This window comes from Streptomyces sp. NBC_00210, from assembly GCF_045160975.1.
In the GTDB taxonomy this organism is placed as follows: domain Bacteria; phylum Actinomycetota; class Actinomycetes; order Streptomycetales; family Streptomycetaceae; genus Streptomyces.
Genome location: NZ_CP108120.1, coordinates 6,917,614 through 6,940,883 on the forward strand (window position 1 = coordinate 6,917,614; position 23,270 = coordinate 6,940,883).

General features: G+C 68.8%; 16 protein-coding genes. 11 read left to right on the top strand and 5 right to left on the bottom strand.

What is annotated here, in order from left to right; all coding sequences use genetic code 11:
* On the bottom strand, nt 1-903 hold the full coding sequence (locus tag OG729_RS31315) for a DUF4231 domain-containing protein (RefSeq protein ID WP_360881525.1): 903 nt from the start codon (nt 901-903) through the stop codon (nt 1-3).
* A gap of 232 nt (nt 904-1,135) precedes the next feature.
* Here OG729_RS31315 and fxsA point away from each other — a divergent pair, with 232 nt between their 5' ends.
* The 5 genes from fxsA (at nt 1,136) to fxsT (ending at nt 9,664) form a co-directional block, all read left to right on the top strand.
* Nucleotides 1,136-1,300 (top strand): FxSxx-COOH cyclophane-containing RiPP peptide, encoded by a 165-nt coding sequence (gene fxsA / locus OG729_RS31320; protein ID WP_360881503.1) that lies wholly within the window; start codon nt 1,136-1,138, stop codon nt 1,298-1,300.
* Between the two features lie 9 nt (nt 1,301-1,309).
* The gene (gene fxsBH, locus OG729_RS31325) at nt 1,310-3,517 is read left to right on the top strand and encodes a radical SAM/SPASM protein FxsBH, inactivated beta-hydroxylase extension form (protein WP_405809255.1); all 2,208 of its coding nucleotides are present in this window, start codon (nt 1,310-1,312) and stop codon (nt 3,515-3,517) included.
* Nucleotides 3,510-4,286 carry an aminoglycoside N(3)-acetyltransferase gene (locus OG729_RS31330; protein ID WP_405809256.1) on the top strand — a complete coding sequence of 259 codons (777 nt, stop codon included), beginning with the start codon at nt 3,510-3,512 and terminating at the stop codon, nt 4,284-4,286. The genes fxsBH and OG729_RS31330 overlap by 8 nt, the downstream gene beginning before the upstream one ends.
* Nucleotides 4,287-4,398: 112 nt before the next feature.
* Nucleotides 4,399-5,739: a TIR-like protein FxsC gene (locus OG729_RS31335; RefSeq protein WP_405809258.1), complete on the top strand. Its 1,341-nt coding sequence runs from the start codon at nt 4,399-4,401 to the stop codon at nt 5,737-5,739.
* The gene (gene fxsT, locus OG729_RS31340; RefSeq protein WP_360885370.1) at nt 5,723-9,664 is read left to right on the top strand and encodes an FxSxx-COOH system tetratricopeptide repeat protein; all 3,942 of its coding nucleotides are present in this window, start codon (nt 5,723-5,725) and stop codon (nt 9,662-9,664) included. The genes OG729_RS31335 and fxsT overlap by 17 nt, the downstream gene beginning before the upstream one ends.
* Before the next feature lie 166 nt (nt 9,665-9,830).
* Here fxsT and OG729_RS31345 read toward each other — a convergent pair whose 3' ends face one another.
* Nucleotides 9,831-10,697, bottom strand: coding sequence for an alpha/beta fold hydrolase (locus OG729_RS31345; protein WP_360885366.1), 867 nt, complete (start codon nt 10,695-10,697; stop codon nt 9,831-9,833).
* 180 nt (nt 10,698-10,877) lie between these two features.
* Between OG729_RS31345 and OG729_RS31350 the strand changes: the two genes are divergently transcribed.
* Both OG729_RS31350 and OG729_RS31355 read left to right on the top strand, forming a co-directional pair.
* Nucleotides 10,878-11,693, top strand: coding sequence for a slipin family protein (locus OG729_RS31350; RefSeq protein ID WP_360885362.1), 816 nt, complete (start codon nt 10,878-10,880; stop codon nt 11,691-11,693).
* Between the two features lie 231 nt (nt 11,694-11,924).
* Nucleotides 11,925-13,007, top strand: coding sequence for a S1 family peptidase (locus tag OG729_RS31355; RefSeq protein ID WP_405811355.1), 1,083 nt, complete (start codon nt 11,925-11,927; stop codon nt 13,005-13,007).
* A gap of 308 nt (nt 13,008-13,315) precedes the next feature.
* Here the strand turns inward: OG729_RS31355 and OG729_RS31360 are convergent, their stop codons facing one another.
* Nucleotides 13,316-14,428: a DUF3533 domain-containing protein gene (locus OG729_RS31360; RefSeq protein ID WP_360882451.1), complete on the bottom strand. Its 1,113-nt coding sequence runs from the start codon at nt 14,426-14,428 to the stop codon at nt 13,316-13,318.
* A 142-nt stretch (nt 14,429-14,570) separates the two neighbouring features.
* Here OG729_RS31360 and OG729_RS31365 point away from each other — a divergent pair, with 142 nt between their 5' ends.
* From OG729_RS31365 to OG729_RS31375, 3 genes are all read left to right on the top strand, one after another.
* Entirely contained in the window at nt 14,571-18,008 is a 3,438-nt protein-coding gene (locus OG729_RS31365) for a DNA polymerase III subunit alpha (protein WP_405809261.1), read from the top strand.
* Nucleotides 18,005-18,985, top strand: a complete 981-nt coding sequence (locus OG729_RS31370; RefSeq protein WP_405809263.1) for a DNA polymerase thumb domain-containing protein — start codon at nt 18,005-18,007, stop codon at nt 18,983-18,985. The genes OG729_RS31365 and OG729_RS31370 overlap by 4 nt, the downstream gene beginning before the upstream one ends.
* A 171-nt stretch (nt 18,986-19,156) precedes the next feature.
* Nucleotides 19,157-20,041 (top strand): lipase family alpha/beta hydrolase, encoded by an 885-nt coding sequence (locus tag OG729_RS31375; RefSeq protein ID WP_405809265.1) that lies wholly within the window; start codon nt 19,157-19,159, stop codon nt 20,039-20,041.
* Nucleotides 20,042-20,061: 20 nt separating this feature from the next.
* Here OG729_RS31375 and OG729_RS31380 read toward each other — a convergent pair whose 3' ends face one another.
* Nucleotides 20,062-21,033: a lytic polysaccharide monooxygenase gene (locus OG729_RS31380; RefSeq protein ID WP_405809266.1), complete on the bottom strand. Its 972-nt coding sequence runs from the start codon at nt 21,031-21,033 to the stop codon at nt 20,062-20,064.
* A 623-nt stretch (nt 21,034-21,656) separates the two neighbouring features.
* Here OG729_RS31380 and OG729_RS31385 point away from each other — a divergent pair.
* Nucleotides 21,657-22,133: a hypothetical protein gene (locus OG729_RS31385; RefSeq protein WP_405809268.1), complete on the top strand. Its 477-nt coding sequence runs from the start codon at nt 21,657-21,659 to the stop codon at nt 22,131-22,133.
* Between the two features lie 341 nt (nt 22,134-22,474).
* Here OG729_RS31385 and OG729_RS31390 read toward each other — a convergent pair whose 3' ends face one another.
* Nucleotides 22,475-22,930: a GNAT family N-acetyltransferase gene (locus OG729_RS31390; protein ID WP_360885132.1), complete on the bottom strand. Its 456-nt coding sequence runs from the start codon at nt 22,928-22,930 to the stop codon at nt 22,475-22,477.
* Nucleotides 22,931-23,270 lie beyond the last annotated feature (340 nt).

The following is a 23,270-nucleotide window of genomic DNA, read 5'->3' on the forward strand; positions in this document are numbered from 1 at the left end:
TCAACTCCTGTGCCTGACGAGCCAGTCCGTGTGCTGCGGCGACACGATGCGCTCCGTCTCGTACACCGCCGAAGGCCACTGCGCATCCGTCACCGTCGTCTCCATCGCGGTATGCATCGCCGCCAGGTCCTCCTCCACCAACGAGTGGGCCGCGATCAGGGGTTGATGGCGGCGGATCTCGCTCCACGCCAGACATGCGGCAGCCGCCGCCGACAACAGGCCCGCCAGGTCCACCGATTCGGCGAGTGAGAACGTCCGCAACAGCGCGAAGAACAGTGCGAGCGCGGTGAGCATGCCGATCGAGGCCGACCAGAGCAGCGTGGCGCGGCGGGAGATCTCTGTGCGGCGGTGGTACCAGTTGCGCTGTTCGATCAGCCGGTCCCTCACATAGGTCTCCTTGCGGACACTGAATGCCTTGGCGCGCAGCAGTCGCATCGGTGTCGTGATCAGCTCTCCGGCCGCCACCTCCCGTACGCTTGTGCGCGGGTCCTCCCAGCCGACCTTCGTCAGCTCGCGCAGCCCTTCCTCCAGTCGTACGGTGAACAGTTCGTCCGCGTCGGTGGAGTTGGAGTCGAAGGGCGCTCCATGGACCGAGTACCGCCAGCACATCGACTTGATGAACTCCGCTGCGGAGCGGTTAAGTTGCCAATGCGACTTTGCTCTGCGCCGCGAGGAGCGATAGCTGAGCAGCAGCACTCCGGCGTACGCCAACGCGCTGAGTGCGCCAGGTAGTTGGAGGGTGTCACCGAGCTTCAGTGACGACGGGAGCGCCGCCAGGGCCGCGCCCGCGACCAAGAGCAGCAGTTGGTAGCGGGTGGCGCTGACGGCCTCACGCTGGCGCGAGATCGCTATTGCGTCCGTATGATGGAAGAGAACCGGCAGATCATTGTTACGGAAGACCATGCTTTGCAGTGGGCCGGGAAACCCGGTCATGCGCACCCCTGTCTGCAGTTTTGTCTTCACTCTTTAGGCGGAATGGCTTGTTCCGTACTCTCCTGCGAGAATGCGATGCAACGCTTTTGTTCCGTCTCCACGTGCTGAGTTGCTGCGGGTGGCCATGAGAGTAAAGTCGTGCCGCCAGCATCGCAACGGTGCGTGGTACCTGTGCTGGACACAACATCAAGGACGGCCTCCCATGACGTTTCAGACCTCAGCGTCCTTCGCCGCTGCGAAGAAGAACCGCGTTCCACTGGCGCAGATCGATGTGCGCGGCGACGACGCCGCCAGGAAGCTGGCCCGAGTCCTGTCGACCCCCGCCGACCGCTCGCTGCGTACCGCCACCTTCAACTCGGCGCTCTAGACTGGCGGAATGACTGGACCCCTGGTCCCATTCCGCGAGATCGTATTGAAGGTTCACAGCAGATGCGATCTCGCATGTGACCACTGTTATATCTATGAACACGCTGATCAGAGCTGGCGTACCCGCCCGAAGGCAATCTCTGACGAAGCGATTTCCTGGACAGCTCTGCGACTGGCCGAGCATGCCAAGAGTCATGCCCTGCCCTCCGTGTCAGTGATCCTGCACGGAGGGGAGCCACTTCTGGCCGGGCCTCAGCGTCTGCGACGCGTCTGCGAGGAGCTCACCGGAGCCCTCGACGGAGTCGCCGAACTCGACCTTCGTATCCATACGAACGGCTTACAGCTCAGTCCCCGCTACCTCGACCTCTTCAGTGAGTACGACGTCAAGGTCGGCATCTCCCTCGACGGCGACAGACGCGCGAACGACCGCCATCGCCGCTTCGCGGACGGCCGCACCAGCCATCCGCTGGTCCTCCAAGCCGTCGACCTCCTCCGGCAGGACCGCTACCGCCACCTCTACCTCGGTCTTCTGTGCACCATCGACGTGGCCAACGACCCCCTCGCCGTGTACGACGCCCTCACCGAGCTGGATCCCCCGCGCATCGACTTCCTCCTGCCGCACGCCACCTGGGACGATCCGCCGGGCCGCCCGGACGGCTCACCCACCGCTTATGCGGACTGGATCCTGACCGTCTTCGACCGCTGGGACCGGCAGGGCAGGAACGTGCCGGTGCGGCTCTTCGAGTCCGTACTCTCCACCCTCGGCGGCGGCCCCAGCCTCACCGAATCCCTCGGCCTCGCCCCCACCGACCTCGTCGTCGTCGAGACCGACGGCACCCTGGAGCAGGTCGACTCGCTCAAGAGCGCCTACGAAGGCGCGGCAGCCACCGGGTTCGACGTCTTCACGCATGCCTTCGACGATGTGGCGGCCCACCCCGGGGTCAGGGCGCGCCAGCTGGGTCTCGCGGGCGTCAGCGAGACCTGCCGCCAGTGCCCGGTCGTACGCTCGTGCGGCGGCGGGCTCTACACCCACCGCTACAGCTCCCGGAGCGACTTCGACAACACCTCCGTCTACTGCACCGACCTCGAGGCGCTGATCCGGGGCATCGAGCAGCGCACGGCCGCCACCACCGTGTCCCCAGCGGTCACCGATCCCGGCGAGCTCATGGCCCAGCACCAGGACGTGACGCGCATGCTGCTCGCCGACCTCCATCTGGAGCTCGACGGGATCGGCGGCGAGGCATGGGAGGAGGCATGGGAGTTGGCGTGCGCCCTGGAGGGGCAGGGCGATGCGCTCGACGTGGCGTACGGCCATCCGTACACGCACACCTGGCTGCAGGAGACGCTGGCCGCCCTGCGGGCAGGGAAGCCGGAGACGGCCGCGCTCGCGCTGCGGCTGCCGTCGTACCTCGCGGCCGCGGTCGTCCGGGGCGGTCTTGAGACCTCCGTCCGGGTGCCGTACCAGGGCGGCAGGCTCTGCCTGCCCACGCTCGGCGAGCTGAGGCTGACCGACGGCGCGGAGCACGGCGTGGCCGAGCTGAGCGTGGCCGAGAGGGGCTTCCTGGTGCGTGTGGGCGGCCGCGAGCCGCAGCATGTGCACACCGGCCGGGAGAGCGCCCTGTGGCGGCCCGTGCGCACGCTCGGCGGCGACGGCACGCCGGCTCTGCGGCTGGACGACCTCGACCCGTACCGGGACTGCTTCGGCGTGCCCGTGCGCAAGCGGCTCGGCGCCGGCGAGGCGGCCGAGTGGAGCGGACGGCTGGCCGAGGCCTGGGGGCTCCTGCGCCACACCGTTCCCGAGCAGGCCACCGAGGCCGCCGACTGTCTGACCACGCTGACACCGCTGATCGCAGGCGAGCCGGCACAGGGCCGCCACGGCTATGGAGCGCTCGGGATCGCGCTGCCCGATACGGCCCGCGGGCTGGCGCTCGATCTGCTGCGCGGTTTCCGGCGCGCCAAACTGCATGCGCTCGTCGAAGTCACGGATCTGTACGCACAGGACGGCTTGTGGCGCCACCCGGCCCCCTGGCAGGACGAGCCGGTCACCGCCTCCGAGCTACTGGCCGGGACGTACGAACGAGTGGGCCTCGCGGCCTTCGAACCGGCGGGGGCCGAGCAGGCCGGGCGTGCCCTTCAGACCCTGGAGCGCGCGGCGGAGCTGACCGTCGGCGGGCGGCGTCTGCTGGACGAGCTCCGGAAGGAGACAGGCAATGGCTGAGCCGGCGAGCAGCAGCGAGCTGGCGCGGTCACTGCGCGCGTTAGGCGTACGGGACGGCATGACACTGCTCGTCCACGCCTCCCTGCGCGCCACCGGGCTGCACGCCACGGTCGTGCGCGACACGCTGATCGATGTGCTGGGCGAGGAGGGCACGCTGGTGGTCCCCACGTTCACCACGTTGAACTCCGACACCTCGCCCTCGTACCTCGCCGCGGTGCGGGGTATGACACCCGAGCAGGCGGCGGCCTTCCGGGCGGAAATGCCGGCCTTCGACGCGGCCACCACGCCCAGCCAGCGGATGGGCCGGTTGGCCGAGTCCGTGCGCACCGCCGACGGTGCCGTCCGCAGCACCCATCCGCAGACCTCTTTCGCCGCCGTGGGGCGGCGCGCCGCGGAACTGCTCGCCGAGCATCCGCTGACTTCCCACCTCGGTGAGGACTCCCCGCTGGGAGCTCTGTACCGGGCAGGGGCGCAGGTTTTGATGATCAATGTGGATTTCTCGGTGTGCACGGCATTCCATCTCGCCGAATACCGGACCGGATCACCTCTGCGCACATACCGTTGTGTAGTGCAGCGACCGGACGGGGGCAGGCAGTGGATGCAGTACAAGGACGCCGAACTGAACGACAGCGATTTCGATGTGATCGGCGACGCCTTCGCCTGGGGTATGGAGCAGAAGGGACAACTGGGAGGAAGGCCCGCAAGGTTGTTCGCGATCAAGGAAGCGGTCGACCACGCGGTGAGCTGGATGACCGAAAAGCGGTGTTGATTGACTGAACAGCGGGGGGAAGGAGTGTGTCGGGCTCCGGAATGATTAATTCGCCTGCATCTCTCATCGATGCTGGGTGTGGGGGCGGGCGTTCACACAGGACGGGGGTCGTGTGTCAGATTCATCGCAGCGAGCGGCGGACCATCGGCCGTACTTCTTCTTGAGTTACGCGCACACGCCGCGGTACGGGGCAGGCGGCCCGGACCCTGACATGTGGGTGGAGCGGTTATTCCGGGATCTGTGCGGCCATGTGATGGCCATGACCGATCTGCCGGCCGGGGCTCCCGCCGGGTTCATGGACCGGGAGATCCGCTCGGGGGAGGGCTGGTCGGAGCGGCTGGGTGAAGTTCTGGCCACCTGCCGGGTGTTCGTGCCGCTCTTCTCGCCGCGGTACTTCGCCAGCGAGATGTGCGGCAAGGAGTGGTACGCCTTCGCCCAGCGGGCGATCTATCACCAGGCCAAGAGCAACAGACCGGCCGAGGCGATCGTCCCCGCCCTGTGGGTGCCGATGCCGCCCGAGCAACTCCCCGGCCCCGCCGAGCGGTTGCAGTTCAACCACCGGGCCTTCGGCGACCGCTATGTCACCGACGGGCTGTACGGGCTCATCAAACTCCGCATATTCGCCGAGGAGTACGAAGCTGCAGTCTATGAACTCGCCAAACGCATCGTCAGCGTCGCCGACACTACGCGCGTCGGCTCCGGCAACCCCGTGGACTACCGGCAGGCGCCCAGCGCCTTCGGCAAGCCCAGCGGCGGCCCCCGCCCGATGCATGTGACGGTCGCCGCACCGACCCGCCACGACCTGCCCCAAGGCCGCGCGTCCGACTACTACGGCAAGCAGTCGCAGGACTGGAATCCGTACCACCCGGACTCCGCACGCCCGTTGGCGTACGTCGCACAGGACCTGGTGCGCTCACTCAACTACCAGGCCACGGTCTCCTCCTTCGACCACGAGACGCCGCCCGACCCGAACCAGCCGCCCACCCGGCCCGAGATACTTCTCGTCGACCGCTGGGCCCTGGAGGACGACGACCGGCGCCGGCGGCTTGCCGCCTTCGACGCCGAGCCGCGCCCCTGGGTGAGCGTCGTCGTCCCGTGGAACCGCGACGACCCGCAGAGCCGGGTCTCCGAGGCGGAGCTGGTCGAGAAGCTGGAGGAGACCATGCCGCATCAGATGCGCCAGGGCAGAGCCGCCTGCCGGGCCGCGGCCAGAGGAGTGCTCAGCATGGAGGCATTCGGCCAGATCCTGCCCCAGGTGGTGGAGTCGGCGGCCCAGGAGTATCTGCGGCACGCCGAGGTCTTCCCGCCCGCGGCACCCCCCACCCCGGGAGCCCGCTCGTCCGAACGGCCGCGGCTGCGCGGCCCGATGGCCGAGTACGGCACCACGCACTACGTCCCGAACACGCGTGACATCGCCCCCGATGCGGAGGACACGGATGACGGCCAGTCGTGACGGACGCATCGTCACCTTCTATTCGTACAAGGGAGGTACCGGCCGCACGATGGCCCTGGCCAACACGGCATGGATTCTCGCCGCGAACGGCAAACGGGTCCTCGCGGTCGACTGGGACCTGGAAGCGCCCGGCCTGCACCGCTTCTTCCATCCCTTCCTCGACCCCTCCACGCTCGGCGCCACCACCGGGGTCATCGATCTGATCACCGAGTACGCCTGGGCCGCGACCAGTCCCGAGCCGCGCCGCGACGACTGGCACCTCGACTACGCGCGCATCCAGCCGCACGCCGTCTCGCTCACCCCCGAGAGCCTGGGCTGGGAGTTCCCCGACGGGGGCACGCTCGACTTCGTCTCCGCGGGCAAGCAGAACCGCGAGTACTCGGCAACCGTCTCCACCTTCGACTGGGACAACTTCTACGACCGGCTCGGCGGCGGCCACTTCTTCGACGCGCTGCGCGAGGACATGAAGGCCAACTACGACTACGTCCTCATCGACAGCCGTACCGGCCTGAGCGACATCGCCGACATCTGCACCGTCCATCTGCCCGACGTGCTCGTGGACTGCTTCACCCTGAGCGACCAGTCCATCGACGGTGCCGCCGCGGTGGCCCGGCAGATCGACGAGCGTTACGGCGGCCGCGGCATCAAGATCTTCCCCGTCCCGATGCGGATCGACGAGGGCGAGAAGGAGAAGGCGGACGCCGGACGTGCGCTGGCCCGGCTGAAGTTCGACCGCTTCCCCACCGGCCTGGCCGGCGAGGAACTCACCAGCTACTGGGGCGCGGTGGAGATTCCGTACCGGCCCTACTACGCGTACGAGGAGACGCTGGCCACCTTCGGCGACGAAGCGGGTCTGACCAACTCCCTGCTCTCCGCGTTCGAACGGCTCACCGCCGTCGTCACCGACCAGCGGATCACCTCGATGCCCGCGGTCGGCGAGGAGGTCAGGCTCAGAATCCGGGATGCCTTCACCCGGCGCAGGCCCGCCCTGCCCGCCGACCTCTTCCTCAGCTATGTGGCCGAGAACCGCATGTGGGCCGACTGGGTCGAGTACCAGCTCACCCGGGCCGGATTCCGCGTCGTGCCGCGCGATGTCTCGATGGAGCGCGAGCCGTCCGACCTGGACGAACTGGCCGCCGAGAACGCCGCACGCACCGTCGTGCTGCTGTCCAGCGCGTATCTCAAGTCCTCCCGCGCGGTGGAGGTCTATACGCGAGCCGCGGCCGACGACCCCGGCGGAGGCCGACACCATCTGCTGCCGCTCCGGGTCGGCGACGTCAGACTCACCACGCCCTACATCGACCGCAACCCGGTGGATCTCTTCCGGCTCGACGAGGTGCACGCGACCACCGCGCTGCTGCGCGCGCTCGACCGCCCGGTCCAGCTCTCCGACAGCTCCTCGCCGGGGCCGCGCTTCCCCGGCACCGTGCCGAAGATCTGGAACGCGCCGCCCCGCAACCCCGGCTTCACCGGACGCTCGGTGGTGCTGGAGCGGATGCGCGACCAGCTCGGCGGCGGCATGGCGGTGGCCGCGGTGCTGCCCCAGCCGCAGACCCTGTACGGGCTCGGCGGCGTCGGCAAGACCCAGGTCGCCCTGGAGTACGTACACCGCTTCATGGCCGACTACGACCTGGTGTGGTGGATCTCCTCCGAGCGGACCGACGACGTGGTCGCGGGACTGGCCGAACTCGCCGTCCGGCTCGGTGCCCAGGGCGGCGAGGACATGGCGGCCGCCTCGCAGGAGGCCATCGACCTGCTGCGGCGTGGCGTGCCCTCCTCCCGCTGGCTGCTGGTCTTCGACAACGCCGACGACCCGGAGCAGCTCAAGAGGTTCTTCCCGCCGCAGGGGCCCGGCCACATCCTGGTCACCTCCAGGAACCAGACGTGGTCGCAGTACGGGGACGCGCTGCCCGTCGACGTATTCCTGCGCGAGGAGTCCATCGAGCACCTCCAGCGCCGCGCCCGCGGGCTGAGCATCGAGGACGCGGACCAGGTCGCCACCGCCGTCGGCGATCTGCCCCTCGCCGTCGAACAGGCCGCGGCCTGGATCGCGGAGACCGCCACACCCGTCGCCGCGTATCTGGAACAGCTCAAGGAACAGGCCGCGAGCGTCCTCGCGCTGAACCAGCCGGCCGGCTACCCCGAGCCGGTCGCCGCGACCTGGAACGTCTCCATCGAACGGCTCAAGCAACGCTCGCCCGCCGCGGTGCGGCTGCTCCAGCTCTGCGCCTTCTTCGCGCCCGAGCCGATTTCCGCGAACCTCCTCTACAGCAAGGAGATGATCGACGCGCTCAAACCGTACGACGCCTCGCTCCAGGAGAAGCTGGTGCTCGGCCGGGTCATCCGGGAGATCGGCAGGTTCGCGCTGGCCAAGGTCGACCAGGTCTCCAACAGCATCCAGGTGCACCGGCTCGTGCAGGCGGTCATCCGGGCGCAGCTGAGCGAACAGGAGCAGCAGGACGCGCGGCACGCCGTCCACCGGGTCCTCGCGGGTGCCCGGCCCGATGACGACGAGCCGATCGACAACCCCGAGACCTGGCCGCGGTTCGCCACCATCTGGCCGCATCTGGGCACCTCCGAGGCCCGGTTGTGCAAGGAGCCGGAGACCCGTCGGCTGTTGATCGACCGGGTGCGCTATCTGTGGAAGCGAGGCGACCTGAACACGGCCTACACGCTCGCCGACGAACTGCGCGAGAACTGGCGCGAGATGCTGGGCAACGACGATCTCCAGTATCTCTACCTCCGCTTCCACCTCTCCAACATCCTTCGCTCGCAAGGCCGCTATGTGGAGGCCAAGGAGCTGGACGAGGTGACCCTGGAGCGCCAGCAGGCCGTGCTGGGCACGTCCCATCCGCATACGTACATGACCACCAGCGGTCTCGCGATGGACCTGGGCACCCTCGGCCAGTACGGCAGGGCGATGGAGCTGGCGACCGAGGCGCATGAGGGCTTCAGCCAGATCTTCCACGAGTCACATCCGCGTACCCTGGCGGCCGCGAACAACCTGGCGCTGAATCTGCGCATGGTCGGGCAGTACTCCAGGGCGCGCGAGATCGACCAGGAAGTCTTCGACCGACGGTCCGAGGTGCTGGGCCCGGAGCATCCGTACACGCTCTCATCGGCCATGAACCTGGCACGGGACCTGCGGGAAGTCGGACGGTACGAGGACTCGGTCGCGCTGCTCAGCCGCACCTACGAGCTCTACAAGCAGCAGCTGGGCCGGGCCTTCCCGGGCACGCTGGCGGCGGCCAAGAGCCTTGCGGTGTCGCTGCGCAGGGCCGGAAGGCTGGAGGACGCGCGGCGGCTGACCACGGCCACCCGCAATCGGTACCGCGCCAAGTACACCTCGGCCAACCCCGACTCCCTCGCCTGCGATCTGAATCTGGCGGCCGACCTGTTCGCGGCCGGCGAGCCGGTGGCCGCGCGGGATCTGGCGCAGGAAGTCGTCGACCAGTACACGAAGGTGCCGGGGGAGCGGCATCCGTACACCCTGACCGCCATCAACAATCTGGGCATCTTCCAATGGGGCTGTGGCGCTCCCGAGGCCGCGGAGGCGCTGCTGCTGAAGGTGTCGAGGACGATGCGGGAGGTGCTGGGCGAGTCCCATCCACACGCCCTGTTCAGCACGATCAACCTCGCCAACGCGCTTGCGGATCTGGGTGGTCTGGAGGAGGCGCTGGAGATCGAGCAGCGCACCGTGGCCCGGCTGCGCGAGGTGCTGGGCGCGTACCACCCCGAGGTGCTGGGCGTCGCCTCCAACATGTCCGTCACGCTCGGGCTGCTCGGCCGCAAGGACGAGGCGGCGCGGCTGCGGGCGGAGACGGTGGAGGAGCTGCAGCGGCTGCTCGGGGACGAGCATGCGCTGACGCGGATCGCACGTGACGAACGAAGGGTCCACCGCGACTTGGAGCCGCTCGCGGTGTGACCCCGGGCTCCGCCCCGGACCCTGGTCCTCAATCGCCGGACGGGCTGGAATCCAGCCCGTCCGGGGGTCCCCCGGACGAAGTCTGGGGGAGATTGAGGCAAGCGGCCGAAGGTCGCCTTTCGGGGGTCCGGGGGCTTGCCTCCAGTTACGAACCGCGCTGCCCCGGTCAGTGCTCCAGCAACCAGGTCAGGATTCGCGGCAGCGCATGCAGCGCGTCGAAGTGGGCGGCGGCCGGTTCGAGTACGGCCGTCGCGCCCGGGATCCGCTCCGCCAGCCAGCGCGAGTGCCCCACCGGCGAGAAGACGTCCTTCTCGCCGTGCCAGAGCATCACCGGGCCCTTGATGTCGGCGGGGTCGAACCCCCACGGGCTGCAGAACGCGAGTGCGTCGTCGATCCAGCCGTACGCGGAAGTACGCAGCGCCTCCTGGTAGTTGCGAAGGAGCATGGATCTGACGCCCGCGTCCGCCACCACCATCCGGTCGGACTCGGTCAGCTCCCTGCGCAGATCGTCGAGCAGCCGGATCGGGTCCTTCCTGATCTCGGCGGAGCGCAGGATGAACCGCTCGGTCAGCCCTACCGGATCGACCGCCGCGGTGGTGTACTCCAGCACGTTGGACGCCGCCATGCCCTCGAACCAGTCGAGCCCGTCGGCGTCCCGTGGCGCGAGAGTCACCAGCGCCGCGGTACGGGTGATCCGGTCGGGCATCAGGGCTGCGCAGGCCAGCGCATGCGGCGCGCCGCCCGAGCGGCCCACCACGGCGAACCGTTCCAGGCCGAGCTCGTCGGCGATCGCCCTCACGTCCTGTGCCACATCGGCGACACTGCGACCCGCCAGCCGGTCCGAACCGCCGTAGCCGGGACGGTCGTACGCGATCAGCTGCGTGCCGCGTTGGTACAGCACCATGCCGCGCGGCGCAGGTCCCAGCCGGCTGCCGGGGGTACCGTGCAGCAGAAAGACCGGTCTGCCGCGCGGATCTCCCAGCCGCTCCACCATCAGATGCCGCCCGTCCGCCGCGTGCAATCGACCTCGCACCCCGGCGACCCCCTTCGTCGTATGTGCCCTGTGCAGGGGCCACGATGAGCCCTGCATTCCCCGCCCACTCGATGATTACCCATCAGAGGCCCCGACCGGGACTCCCTTTGACGTCATTTGGGGGTTACCTTCGAAAGAGGCACGTGCATGCGCGTCCACCTCGCACCCCAGGGGGCCGTGATGGTAGAGGCACTGGTGACGGCCGGCGCACTCGTCGCGTCTGCCGGAGTCGTCTATGTGATGGCGGCGGCCCGGGTGGTCAAACAGTACGAACGAGGGGTGGTCTTCCGGCTCGGAAGGCTCAGGTCCTCGGTCCGCGGCCCGGGTTTCACGCTGGTCGTCCCCTTCGTCGACCGGCTCCGCAAAGTCAATATGCAGATCGTGACCATGCCCGTACCGGCCCAGGACGGCATAACCCGGGACAATGTGACGGTCCGTGTGGATGCGGTGATCTACTTCAAGGTCGTGGATGCCTCCGAGGCCATCGTGCAGGTGGAGGACTATCGCTTCGCGGTCTCGCAGATGGCACAGACGTCGCTGCGGTCGATCATCGGCAAGAGTGATCTGGACGATCTGCTGTCGAACCGTGAAAAGCTCAATCAGGGGCTGGAGTTGATGATCGACAGTCCGGCGATCGGGTGGGGCGTGCAGATCGACCGGGTGGAGATCAAGGACGTGTCCCTGCCGGAGACGATGAAGCGGTCGATGGCGCGGCAGGCCGAGGCGGACCGTGAGCGGCGGGCCCGGGTCATCAACGCGGACGCGGAGCTGCAGGCGTCGAAGAAGCTGGCCGAGGCCGCCAAGGAGATGTCGGAGCAGCCCGCCGCCCTGCAACTGCGGCTGCTGCAGACCGTGGTCGCGGTCGCGGCGGAGAAGAACTCCACGCTGGTGCTGCCGTTCCCGGTGGAGCTGCTCCGCTTCCTGGAGCGGGCCCAGCAACAGCCCCTGCCGCCTGCGGATTCCAGTTCCGCAAAGACGGAAACAGGACAGGACTAGTCCTTACTCGCTGCCCATGACGCAGTGGCACGCGGTGTTCGCAAACGGAACCGATGGAATCGACCAGTGCGAACTCATCGTGTGAAGAGCCTGTGAACGCAACCGCGTTGTCGTGTGCCCGTCCTGAAGTCGACCTTGTGTGCTACCGATCGGTATCGGAATAGTGGGCGGCTCATCCTCCGCGTCCTGGCACCCCACTTGTCCGGACGCGGCCCCCACAGGAGGTCGATGTTGAAGCACCGACGCATACCCAAGAGGAAAGCGGCAATGGCGGGCGGCGCGGTCGCCGCGCTGGTCGCCGCGGGCGTCACATTCCAGAGTGCGAACGCCAGTGACAACACTGAGCAGTTCACCGCGAAGACACTGTCGGCGATAGCGGCCGGGAACCTTGCCTCCACGCTGAACAAGGACCTGGGCGCCGACGCGGCGGGTACCTACTACGACGCCGACGCCAAGACTCTCGTGGTGAACGTCCTCGACGAGTCCGCGGCCCAGGCCGTGCGCAAGGCGGGCGGCAAGGCGAGAATCGTGGAGAACACCCTCGCCGAGCTGAAGACCGCCCGGCAGACCCTCACCACCAAGGCGACCATCCCCGGCACCTCGTGGGCCGTCGACCCGGTCACCAACAAGGTCGTCGTCACCGCCGACCGTACGGTCAAGGGCGCGCAGCTGACCAAGCTCAGCCAGGTGGTCAAGGGCCTGGGCGACAAGGCGGAACTGAAGAAGTCCGCCGGGGAGTTCAAGCCCTTCATCGCGGGCGGCGACGCCATCACCGGCGGCAGCGGCCGCTGTTCCCTCGGGTTCAATGTCGTCAAGGACGGCCAGCCGTTCTTCATCACGGCCGGGCACTGCACCGAGTCGATCTCCACCTGGTCCGACAGCAGCGGCAAGGAGATCGGCCAGAACGCGGACTCCAGCTTCCCGGACAACGACTTCGGTCTGGTCAAGTACACCTCGGACGTCGCGCACCCCAGCGAGGTCAACCTCTACAACGGCAGCACGCAGGCCATCACCAAGGCGGGCGAGGCGACCGTCGGCATGAAGGTGACCCGCAGCGGCTCCACCACCCAGGTGCACGACGGCGAGGTCACCGGGCTCGACGCCACCGTGAACTACGGCAACGGCGACATCGTCAACGGCCTCATCCAGACCACGGTCTGCGCAGAGCCGGGCGACAGCGGCGGCTCGCTCTTCGCGGGCGACACGGCGATCGGTCTGACCTCGGGCGGCAGCGGCGACTGCTCATCGGGCGGCGAGACGTTCTTCCAGCCGGTGACGGAGGCACTGTCGGCGTTCGGCGCGGAAATCGGCTGACTGGGGGTAAGCCCCCAGACCCCCGTATGCGACCTTCGGCCGCATGTCCTCAATCGCCGGACGGGCTTTCCACCCGCCCGGCGATTGAGGCGGGTGCCCGTGGCGGTTCGCCCGCGAAACCACCCACCGGACAGCACCACCAACGCCCCCTGGCCCACGCTCACCACGAACCCGGTGACTCACCCCGCCGGCGATTGAGGCGCTGGGGGTCCCCACGCCCACAGGGCGTAGGGGGCGGGTACGGGGGCGGAGCCCCCGAAAGCGAGGTCTGGGGCGGAGCCCCGGGGCCCCGCAGGCGCGGCCCGGCCTCACGCGAGCGGCCCCGCCGCGGTCCCGCCCCCCACCGTCACATCCGCCCCCACCGTCGTCGGCCCGCGACCGCGGACCAGCCCGCACAGCAGCGTGACCAGCGCCCCGCCCACCGCCCACGCGGCGAGCACCAGCATCGGGCCGCCCGCGCCGTTGCCCTTGAAGTACGCGATCGAGCGTGCCGTGAAGGTGCCCGCGCCCGGCGGCAGCGCGGGTCCGACGGCCCGCCAGAACGTCGGCAGCAGCGGATACGGATACGCGCCGCCCGCGCTCGGGTTGCCGAGAACCACCACGAGCAGGATCGCCAGACCGATGCCGACGACGCCCGCCAGGCCCTGGAGGCCGAGGGTGATCGCCCCGACCGCGAAGACCAGCAGTGAGCCGAGCCCCCACAGAGCCCACACGCTGCCGGGCAGGGCGTCGAGGACGGGGCCCGCGATGACCGTGCCGAGCAGGCCGGCCGCGATGGAGTACAGCAGCAGCACGCCCAGTCTGATCAGGGCGCGCGCCGTGTTGGCGGGCCGGGCGCCCGCGCTGATCGCGAGGCTCGCCGCGCACAGATAGCCGCCCACGCACCAGCCGATGACCAGGTAGAACGACGAGAGTCCGCGGGCGTCGCCCTTGGCGCTCGGGACCACGTCCACGACGGCCACGGTGCGCTGCTGCGCCCTTTCCGTCTGCACGATGACCGCGGTGAGCGCCTGCGCGAGCGAGGCGCCCGAGGCGCCGGCAACCAGCAGTTTGTCGGCGGCGCCCCGCGGATCGACGATCAGCGCCCCGTCCACGTCCCGGTTCTTGATCTGCTGCAGCGCGGTCTGCGCGTCCTTCACCGCGCGGGGGTCGAGCGGATCGCCGGGCAGTGCCGAGAGCCGCTGCACGGCCTGATCTGTGATCTCCGTCCGGGGTGTCACGACGGCCAGCGGGATCTCGTGCGGCTTCGGATTGTGGAAGGCGCCGAGGTACGACGTGATGAAGGCGAGCTGGAGCGCCAGCACCCCGATGACCAGGACGGCCGCCCGCACGCTCACGGCGTCCTTGATCTCGGCGAGGAAGCCCTGACGAGGATCACGCGGACTGCCAGGCCCGCGTGTGCTGTCAGCTGACTGGGTCATGGGCCCCACGCTCCGTGTCGTCCGGTGTTTACGCAGGTGGGAGGGGTCCGAATGGCTGATGGGACACGTGTCGCACGAATGTTCGAAACTTGGTCTATGGTGGAGGTGGGGGAGGTGAGACGGACTGATCCAGGAGGTGCAGGTGCCCGGGTTCACGCATCTGCACACCGTTTCCGGGTTCTCCCTGCGGTACGGGGCATCGCACCCGGAGCGGCTTGCCGAGTGCGCCGCCGAGCGGGGCATGGACGCCCTCGCGCTGACCGACCGCGACACCGTCGCGGGCACGGTCCGCTTTGCGAAGGCCTGTGCCCGGACCGGGGTGCGCCCGCTGTTCGGCGTCGACCTCGCGGTGGGGGAACGGGTCCGCGAGGAGGGGCCGACCGAACGGCGGCGTACCCCGGTGCGCGGCGGGGCGTTCGTGGACGAGTCCGCTCCCCGTACGGTCTTCCTCGCCGAATCCCGGGAGGGCTGGGCCGAGCTGTGCCGACTGGTCACCGCCGCCCATGCGACCGACGGCGGCGGCCCGCTGCTGCCCTGGGACGACAATCACGGCGAGAGGCTGACCGTGCTGCTCGGGCCGGCGTCCGAGATCGGCCGGGCGCTCACCGCGGGACGCCCCGACCGCGCGGCCACGCTGCTTGTGCCCTGGCGAGAGATTTACGGCGACCGGCTGCGCCTCGAGGTGGTGCACCACGGCCTCAAGGGCACCGGACCCGGCTCGCTGCGGCACGCCGCCCGCACCCTCGGCTTCGCCGCCGAACAGGGCGTACGGGCCGTGCTGACCAATGCCGTCCGGTACGCCGACCCGGGGCAGGGCCCGGTCGCCGACGTCCTCGACGCGGCTCGCCGCCTGGTCCCGATCGACCCGAGCAAGGGGCTCGACAGCGGGGAGCGCTGGCTCAAGGAACCGGCCGCGATGGCCCGTACCGCCGAGCGGGTCGCCGAGGCCGCCGGCTTCCGCCGGGACACCGCGCACCGGCTGCTCACGATGACGGAGGAGACGGCGGCAGCGTGTCTGATCGACCCCGAGGACGATCTGGGGATCGGCACCGTCCACTACCCGGAGCCGCATCTGGTCGGCGCCGGGCGGCGCACCTCGCAGCGGGTGCTTGCCTCCCGCGCCGCCGCCGGAATGGTGCTGCGCGGCTACGACGGCCGCCGCGAGTACTGGGAGCGGATGCACCGGGAGCTGGACATCATCGCGTACTGGGGCTACGCCTCGTACTTCCTGACGGTCGCTCAAGTCGTCGACGACGTACGGGAGATGGGCATCAGAGTCGCGGCACGGGGCTCCGGAGCCGGCTCGCTCGTCAACCATCTCCTCGGCATCGCGCACGCCGACCCCGTCGAACAGGGCCTGCTGATGGAGCGCTTCCTCTCCACGCGCCGCTCCGTGCTGCCCGACATCGACATCGACGTGGAGTCCGCCCGCCGTCTCGAGGTCTACCGCGCGATCATCGGCCGCTTCGGCGAGGAGCGGGTCGCGACCGTCGCCATGCCCGAGACCTACCGGGTGCGCCATGCGGTACGGGATGTGGGCGCCGCGCTCTCCATGGACCCGGCCGAGATCGACCGGATCGCCAAGTCGTTCCCGCACATCCGCGCCCGCGACGCCCGCGCCGCCCTGGAGGAGCTGCCCGAACTGCGCGAACTGGCAGGGGAGTCTCAGCGGGAAGGGGACAAGTACGGACGGCTGTGGGAGCTGGTCGAGGCGCTGGACGCGCTGCCGCGCGGCGTCGCCATGCATCCGTGCGGGGTGCTGCTCTCGGACGCCACGCTCCTTGCGCGTACGCCGGTGATGCCCACCAGTGGCGAGGGCTTTCCCATGTCGCAGTTCGACAAGGACGACGTGGAGGACCTCGGGCTGCTCAAGCTCGACGTCCTGGGGGTGCGGATGCAGTCGGCGATGGCGCACGCGGTCGCCGAGCTGCGGCGTGCGACCGGGCAGGAGCTCGACCTCGACGACCCGCGGCAGGTGCCGCCGGGCGACCCGGCGACGTATCAACTCATCCGGTCCACCGAGACGTTGGGCTGTTTCCAGATCGAGTCGCCGGGCCAGCGGGACCTGGTCGGCCGGCTGCAGCCCGCCACTTTTGACGATCTGGTCGTCGACATCTCGCTCTTCAGGCCGGGGCCGGTCGCGGCCGACATGGTGCGGCCGTTCATCGAGGCCCGGCACGGCCGGGCGCCCGTCCGCTATCCGCATCCCGACCTGGAGGGGCCGCTGAAGGAGACGTACGGAGTGGTCGTCTTCCATGAGCAGATCATCGAGATGGTGAACATCATGACCGGCTGCGGCCGGGGCGAGGCCGACCGGGTGCGGCGCGGGCTCTCCCACCCCGAGTCGCAGGGGGAGATCAAGGTCTGGTTCGCACAGCACGCGGAGGCCAGGGGGTACGCGCCCGAAGTCATCGCCCGCACGTGGGAGATCATCGAGGCCTTCGGCTCGTACGGCTTCTGCAAGGCGCACGCGGTGGCCTTCGCCGTGCCGACGTATCAGTCGGCCTGGCTCAAGGCGCACCACCCGGCGGCCTTCTACGCCGGGCTGCTCACGCACGACCCCGGGATGTATCCGAAGCGGTTGCTGCTGGCGGACGCACGGCGGCGCGGGGTGCCGGTGCTGCCGCTGGATGTGAACCGGTCGGCGGTCGGACACCGTATCGAACTGGTGTCTGATAATTGGGGTATCCGGCTGGCACTCGCCGATGTGTACGGCATCAGTGAGGCGGAGGCGGCCCGGATCGAAGCCGGGCAGCCGTACGCCTCGCTGCTCGACTTCTGGCAACGGGCCCGCCCGGGGCGGCCCGTCGCCGAACGGCTCGCCCAGGTCGGCGCGTTGGACGCGTTCGGCGCGAACCGCCGCGATCTGCTGCTGCATCTCGCGGAGTTGCACCGTACGCAGCGGGGGGCCGGGGCATACGGAAACCAACTCCCCCTGGGTGAAGCGGGGAAGACCTCTCCCATCGGACTGCCCGACCTGAACGAAGCGGAACGGCTCAGCGCCGAGCTGGGTGTCCTCTCCATGGACGCCTCGCGCAATCTGATGAGCGATCATCACGCCTTCCTGGCGGAGCTCGGCGTGCACAGCGCGCAGCGGCTGCGGTCGGCGAAGCACGGCGAGACCGTGCTGGTCGCGGGCGCGAAGGCGGCCACCCAGACACCGCCGATCCGGTCCGGCAAGCGGGTCATCTTCACCACGCTCGACGACGGCACGGGCCTGGTCGACCTCGCCTTCTTCGACGACAGCCACGCCGCGTGCGCGCACACCGTCTTCCACTCCTGGCTGCTGCTGGTACGCGGGGTGGTGCAGCGGCGCGGGCCGCGCAGCCTCAGCGTGGTCGGCGCGGCGGCATGGAATCTGGCGGAGCTGGTGGAGCTGCGGCGTACGGGCGGTCTTGACGCGGTCGCGGCGCGGCTGGCGGAGGCGCCGAGTGAGGCGGCCCCGGCCGACAGCGGCCGCCGTATCCAGCTCTCCACGGGATACGAGCTGAACCCCTGGGCGGACCTCCAGCCGGCCGGCGAGCAACAGGGCGGCACCGGAAGGAAGTTGTGGCACCAGAGCCCGGGGAGCGCGGGATGATTCTCTACGTACGCTTCCGGCCGGCCCCGATGCATGAGACGGGCGGGGTCGAGGCGGCGCTGCCCGCGCTGCTCGGTCTGGCCGAGGACATCAGCCCCGTGGTGCAGGCGCTCCCGCCGGACGCCGCGCTGGTCGATGTGCGCGGCGCCGAGCGGTACTTCGGGCGGGATACCGCTCAGCTCGGCTCGCTGCTGCGGGTGCGTGCGCTCGCCCACTGCGGGGTGGAGTGCGCGATCGGGGCAGGGCCGAACCCGATGCTGGCCAGGATGGCGGCACGGGAGGCCGGACCCGGCACGACCCTGGTGGTGACGGACGGCGGGGCGGCCGGATTCCTGGCCGACAAACCGGTCGCCGCGCTGGACGGGGTGGGGGCGACGACGGCCCGCACCCTGTGCGCGTACGGGCTCGACTCCATCGGCAAGGTCGCTGCCGCGCCGCTCGCCGTGCTCCAGCGGATCGTCGGCGCGCGAGCCGGGCGCGAGCTGTGGGAGCGGGCGCACGGCATCGACCGCACGCCGGTCGTCCCGAACGCCGCGGCACGCTCGGTAGCCGCCGAACGGGCCTTCGGCCGCGATGAGCTGGACCCCGTACGACATCGCCGGGCACTGCTCTCGATCGCCGAGGAACTGGGGATGAGGATGCGCGGCGAAGGCCAGGTGTGCCGTTCGCTGACCCTCACGGTGCGGTACGCGGACCGGTCCACGACCACGCGGTCGCGCACCCTGCGCGAGCCGACCGCCCACTCCGCGACGCTCACCAGTACCGCGTACCGGATCCATGAGTCGCTGGGCCTGCAGCGGGCCCGGGTACGGAGCCTCGCGCTGCGCGCCGAGGATCTGACATCTGCCGAACGGGCGGCGCGGCAGCTGACGTTCGACCCCGCGGACGAACGGGCGCGCAGGATCGAGGCGGTGGCGGACCGGGCGCGGGCGAGGTTCGGGCCGGGGGCCGTGGTGCCGGGCTCACTCGCGGCATAAGGCCCGCGGTAACGCCTGCCATGCCTTTACGTAGCACCTGCTATTGACACGTATTCAGTTTTTACCGACACGTAACTTCCAATCCACGGTTACTCGTGCGTAAGTTGTCGTGAGCACCGCCAAGCCAATCCAGCCATCGCTACTCCCCTTGAGCCGCAAGGAGATTGCTCGATGCTGTCATGGAAGCGTGCGCTCAGACCGGTCGCAGCCTTGCTGTTGGCCGCCTGCGCCACCCTCACCCCCTCAGTCGCCGCGCAGGCCGATTCAGCCAATGAATCGGCCGTCGACTCGGCACCCCACAGCGGTTGGAACAACTACTCCTGCAAGCCCTCCGCCGCCCATCCCCGTCCCGTCGTCCTCGTCCACGGCACCCTCGGTAACTCCGTGGACAACTGGCTCGCACTCGCCCCGTACTTGGTGAACCGCGGATACTGCGTCTTCAGCCTCGACTACGGGCAGCTCCCCGGCGTGCCCTTCTTCAACGGCCTCGGCCCGATCGACAAGTCGGCCGAGCAACTCGACACCTATGTCGACGAGGTGCTCGCCGCCACCGGCGCGTCCGAAGCGGATCTCGTCGGTCACTCCCAGGGCGGCCTGATGCCGCGCTACTACCTCAAGTTCCTGGGCGGCGCGGACAAGGTGAACGCGCTGATCGGCCTGGCCCCCGACAACCACGGGGCCACCCTGTCGGGACTGGCCAACCTGCTGCCGTACTTCCCGGGCGCGGAGGACCTCCTCAAAGCCACCACTCCGGGGCTGGCCGACCAGATGGCCGGCTCCGCCTTCCTGACCAAACTCAACGCGGGCGGCGACACCGTGCCCGGCGTGCGCTACACCGTCATCTCCACAAAGTACGACGAGGTGGCGACCCCGTGGCGGTCCCAGTACCTGGAGGGGCCGAACGTACGGAACGTGCTCCTCCAGGATTTGTGCTCGGTCGACCTGTCGGAGCATCTGGCGATAGGGCTGTTCGACCGGATTGCATACCACGAGGTGGCGAACGCCCTTGATCCGGCGCACGCCACCCCGACGAATTGCGCGTCAGTCTTCAGCTGACGCCGGTGCCTGGTGGACGGTCAGCGGCTGCGACGGCCGCTGACCGTCGCCTTGCGCCGGGCGGCACCGAACATCGCGGCGGCACCGAGCGCGAGGGCGGCGGCACCACCGATGGCGATGTACGAGGTGTTGCTGTCACCGCCGGTCTCGGCGAGGTTCTCGGTACTGGCGCTGGGCTGGGAGGCGCTGTTGACCTCGGGAGCGTTGGGGGCATCGGGGGCCGGAGTCTCGGCCTTGGTGCTGTGATCCCCGCCATGCCCGTTGTGATCGACGGTGGACTTGTCCGCGCTGTCCGCGATTTCCTTCTCGGAGGGGGCGGACGCGGTCGGGGCGGCGGAGCCGGCGCCGCCGTTGTCCTGGCCGAAGACCACGTCGGAGCAGGTGTAGAAGGCCTCGGGCGAGTCCGAACGCTGCCAGATCGAGTAGATCAGGTGCCGCCCGGACTTGTTCGGGACGGCGCCGTCGAAGACGTACTCACCGTTCACCAGCTTGGGGTTGGTGACCTTCGCGAACGGCTTCTCCTCCAGGTCCGACCACTTCAGCGGCCTCGTCGGGTCGTAACCGTCCTTGGTGAGGTACAGCTCGAAGGAGCCCTTGTGCGGGGCGGTCGCCTTGTAGTGGAAGGTGTGATTGCCGGACGCGAGCTTGGACGACGGCCAGTCGGCCCGCGGCAGATCGAGCCCCTTGTACTTGTCCCGTCCCGCGCTGCACAGCTTGCCGTCCGGGATCAGCTGCTTGTGATTGCCGGCGGCGTTGGCGATGTTGACTTCGTTCCAGTCGTAGAAGGCCTGCGTCCCGCTGGCCGCGACCGCCGCCTTGCACGCCGCGGAGTCCGGGCTCTCCGGCCCCTCGGCGAAACAGGCGGACACCCGGCTGACCGGGTCGGTCATCGACCCGTGCGCAACGGCCGGCGCGGCGGCGAGCCCGACGAACGCGAGCGGCGCGATGCCGAGGGCGGCGACCGTGGTGACCTTACGGCGGCGAGCGGTCATGGTGACGTACTCCTTCAAGAGCGGCGTGTGGGGGGTCCAGAGCCGTGTTCGAAGGAGCGGCGCGGCCCCCCGTAGGACTACGGCACCGAGCCTTCGAACTGGCTCCGGCGATCAGCAAGCTAGCCGCTCGGAAGGCTGAAATCGCCTGCTGGGAGGGGGTGATGGCGATCCTTATGCTGCGTTTAAGGAGGCGCTAAGAGGGGGCTCAGGAAGCGGCAGCGCTGAGGGAGCCTGCCCCCTGGTGAAGGCGGGTCATCGTCCGTAGTCGTCCAGGGAAGGCCGCCTCGTGTTGGCTGCGGTGGCTCCCTGTGTGGCTCCCCCTGTGGCTCCCCGAGCAGGGAGCAGCGAGTGAGGTATCACGCGTCCAAGATCTGATGTGCCGGGCGCCAGCCTGGGCTCCGGGTGCCGGCGCGTTACTGACCAGCTGGGGGAGTGGGCATCAGGCTTTTTGTTGGTCATCCTGCGACTGCCCAACGGACGGCCCGGCAGATCTCGTAGGGAGCGCGGGGCGGGCTCCCTGACAACGCTGGCCGCGGTGTCGGCCAAAGCCGTAGCGTGGCCCACGCTCCTAAGTCGGCTACCGGAGGCTTGGCTTGAACGTAGTGGCTCTCATCTTGTCGATCGTGGCTGTCGGCGTCTCAGTCTTCTTCTCCTACCGACGGGAGATGCTTGCCCGTCACTCAAACACACTGCCTGTGCTCGTCAACTTCTTCAGCGATCACCGTAGCGATCGCCTCGCTGAGGCCCGAGACTTCGTCTACAAAGACCTCTCGAAATACGATCTTTCCCAGGGGTTAGCGGCCCTTCCGGAAGACAAGCAAAAACTCGTCCGAGAACTTGCTTGGTTCTACGACAATCTGGGTGCACTGGTGACCCACAACGTTGTCGATGTTGAACCGGTCTCCGGATATCTCGGAGTGTCTGTAGTGTTGAGCTGGGAGAAATTAGAGCCCCTCGTCCAGGCCGAGAGAGCCATGAGAACACCTTCAGGGGTTGACCCTAAGCGCTGGCAAGCGTACTTCGAGAACCTCTACCACCTGGTCCGTGAGACGCCTTCGCCTAAAGCCAGAGCGGCTCAACCTCGCTGGCGGCTTCGGTAGTGCACGAGGACAGACTGTAGGCCTCCCACCTCCGTTGTTCTCAGATGTCGAAGAACGGCTTGGTCGTTGATAGTCGCGGGGTGGTCACCCTTTCATGGCCCGCAGGCCGGCGCATGAGGAATAGTCAAGACTTGTGGATCGGCTGTCACGTGGCTTGAGCGACGCCGCTGCTGGGTGACTCGCCGTAGCCCTGGACCGGTCGCCGACGGTGCTGGCACTACATTCCACCCGCGCTCAACCCGGCAACCATGCTGATCTGGGCCGAGCATGTTTCGGTTCAGCTCGAGCGCTGGACGCGCGCGAGCCACTCAGCGAAGAGGGCGCGCAGGAGTCGAGATCCTTTAGAGAATCTTCGTCATGAACCTACTGCTCGGGTCGGGCTGGTAGCCCGCAAACGGCTCGCAGTGCACGAAGCCGAACTTCTCGTACAGCTTTCTGGCGGGCAGGAAGAAATCGGCCGAGCCGGTCTCGAGGCTCAGCCGTGTGTACCCGATGCGCTTGGCCTCGGTGATGATGTGCTCCAGCAGCAGGGAAGCGATTCCGCTGCGCTTACGCGTTGGCCTCGTGCGCATCGACTTCAGCTCCGCGTGACCCGCATCCAGTCTCTTGATCGCGCCGCAGCCCACCAGTCTGTCACCGTCCATGACTGACCAGAACGTGATCTCGGGCTTGCGGAGCCCGTCGAGATCGAGAGCGTGCTTGCTCTCCAGAGGCGTGATGGACCGCATCTGCTGGACGTGCTCGTCGAGAAACTCGGCGATCTCCGGGCCGGAGAGGTCGTCCACAATGATCTTCACTTTGCTCGCCTTTCCTCGGGATTCTCGGTGCCGCGGGTGCCGCGGGTGCCGTGTCGGGTTCCCTGGGCTACTTAGGGTCGGAGCTGATCTTCGGATCGTTCGACAAGCTTGCCACCTGCGCACAGGGCACGCCTGGCTCGCTGGCTGCCGTCGACTCCACCGCGGCTACGAACGCAAGGCCGACCACTTCCTTGCCTTCGCCGGCATGGCCAGCACTCTCATCTGCCTCCGGCGACTTACCAGATGAGGGTCCCTGCTGGGTATCAAGCCGGCGGCGTGCGAGAAGGATTCCCCCGAGCATGCTCTCGGCTGAGGTGAGAGTCCTGTGTGCCTCGACGGT

Coding starts and splice junctions, on each gene's coding strand:
- OG729_RS31360 (WP_360882451.1), bottom strand. CDS start 14,428: ATGACCCAGTCAGCTGACAGCACACGCGGGCCTGGCAGTCCGCGTGAT.
- fxsA (WP_360881503.1), top strand. CDS start 1,136: ATGACGTTTCAGACCTCAGCGTCCTTCGCCGCTGCGAAGAAGAACCGC.
- OG729_RS31380 (WP_405809266.1), bottom strand. CDS start 21,033: ATGACCGCTCGCCGCCGTAAGGTCACCACGGTCGCCGCCCTCGGCATC.
- OG729_RS31375 (WP_405809265.1), top strand. CDS start 19,157: ATGCTGTCATGGAAGCGTGCGCTCAGACCGGTCGCAGCCTTGCTGTTG.
- OG729_RS31370 (WP_405809263.1), top strand. CDS start 18,005: ATGATTCTCTACGTACGCTTCCGGCCGGCCCCGATGCATGAGACGGGC.
- OG729_RS31330 (WP_405809256.1), top strand. CDS start 3,510: ATGGCTGAGCCGGCGAGCAGCAGCGAGCTGGCGCGGTCACTGCGCGCG.
- fxsBH (WP_405809255.1), top strand. CDS start 1,310: ATGACTGGACCCCTGGTCCCATTCCGCGAGATCGTATTGAAGGTTCAC.
- fxsT (WP_360885370.1), top strand. CDS start 5,723: ATGACGGCCAGTCGTGACGGACGCATCGTCACCTTCTATTCGTACAAG.
- OG729_RS31350 (WP_360885362.1), top strand. CDS start 10,878: ATGGTAGAGGCACTGGTGACGGCCGGCGCACTCGTCGCGTCTGCCGGA.
- OG729_RS31315 (WP_360881525.1), bottom strand. CDS start 903: ATGGTCTTCCGTAACAATGATCTGCCGGTTCTCTTCCATCATACGGAC.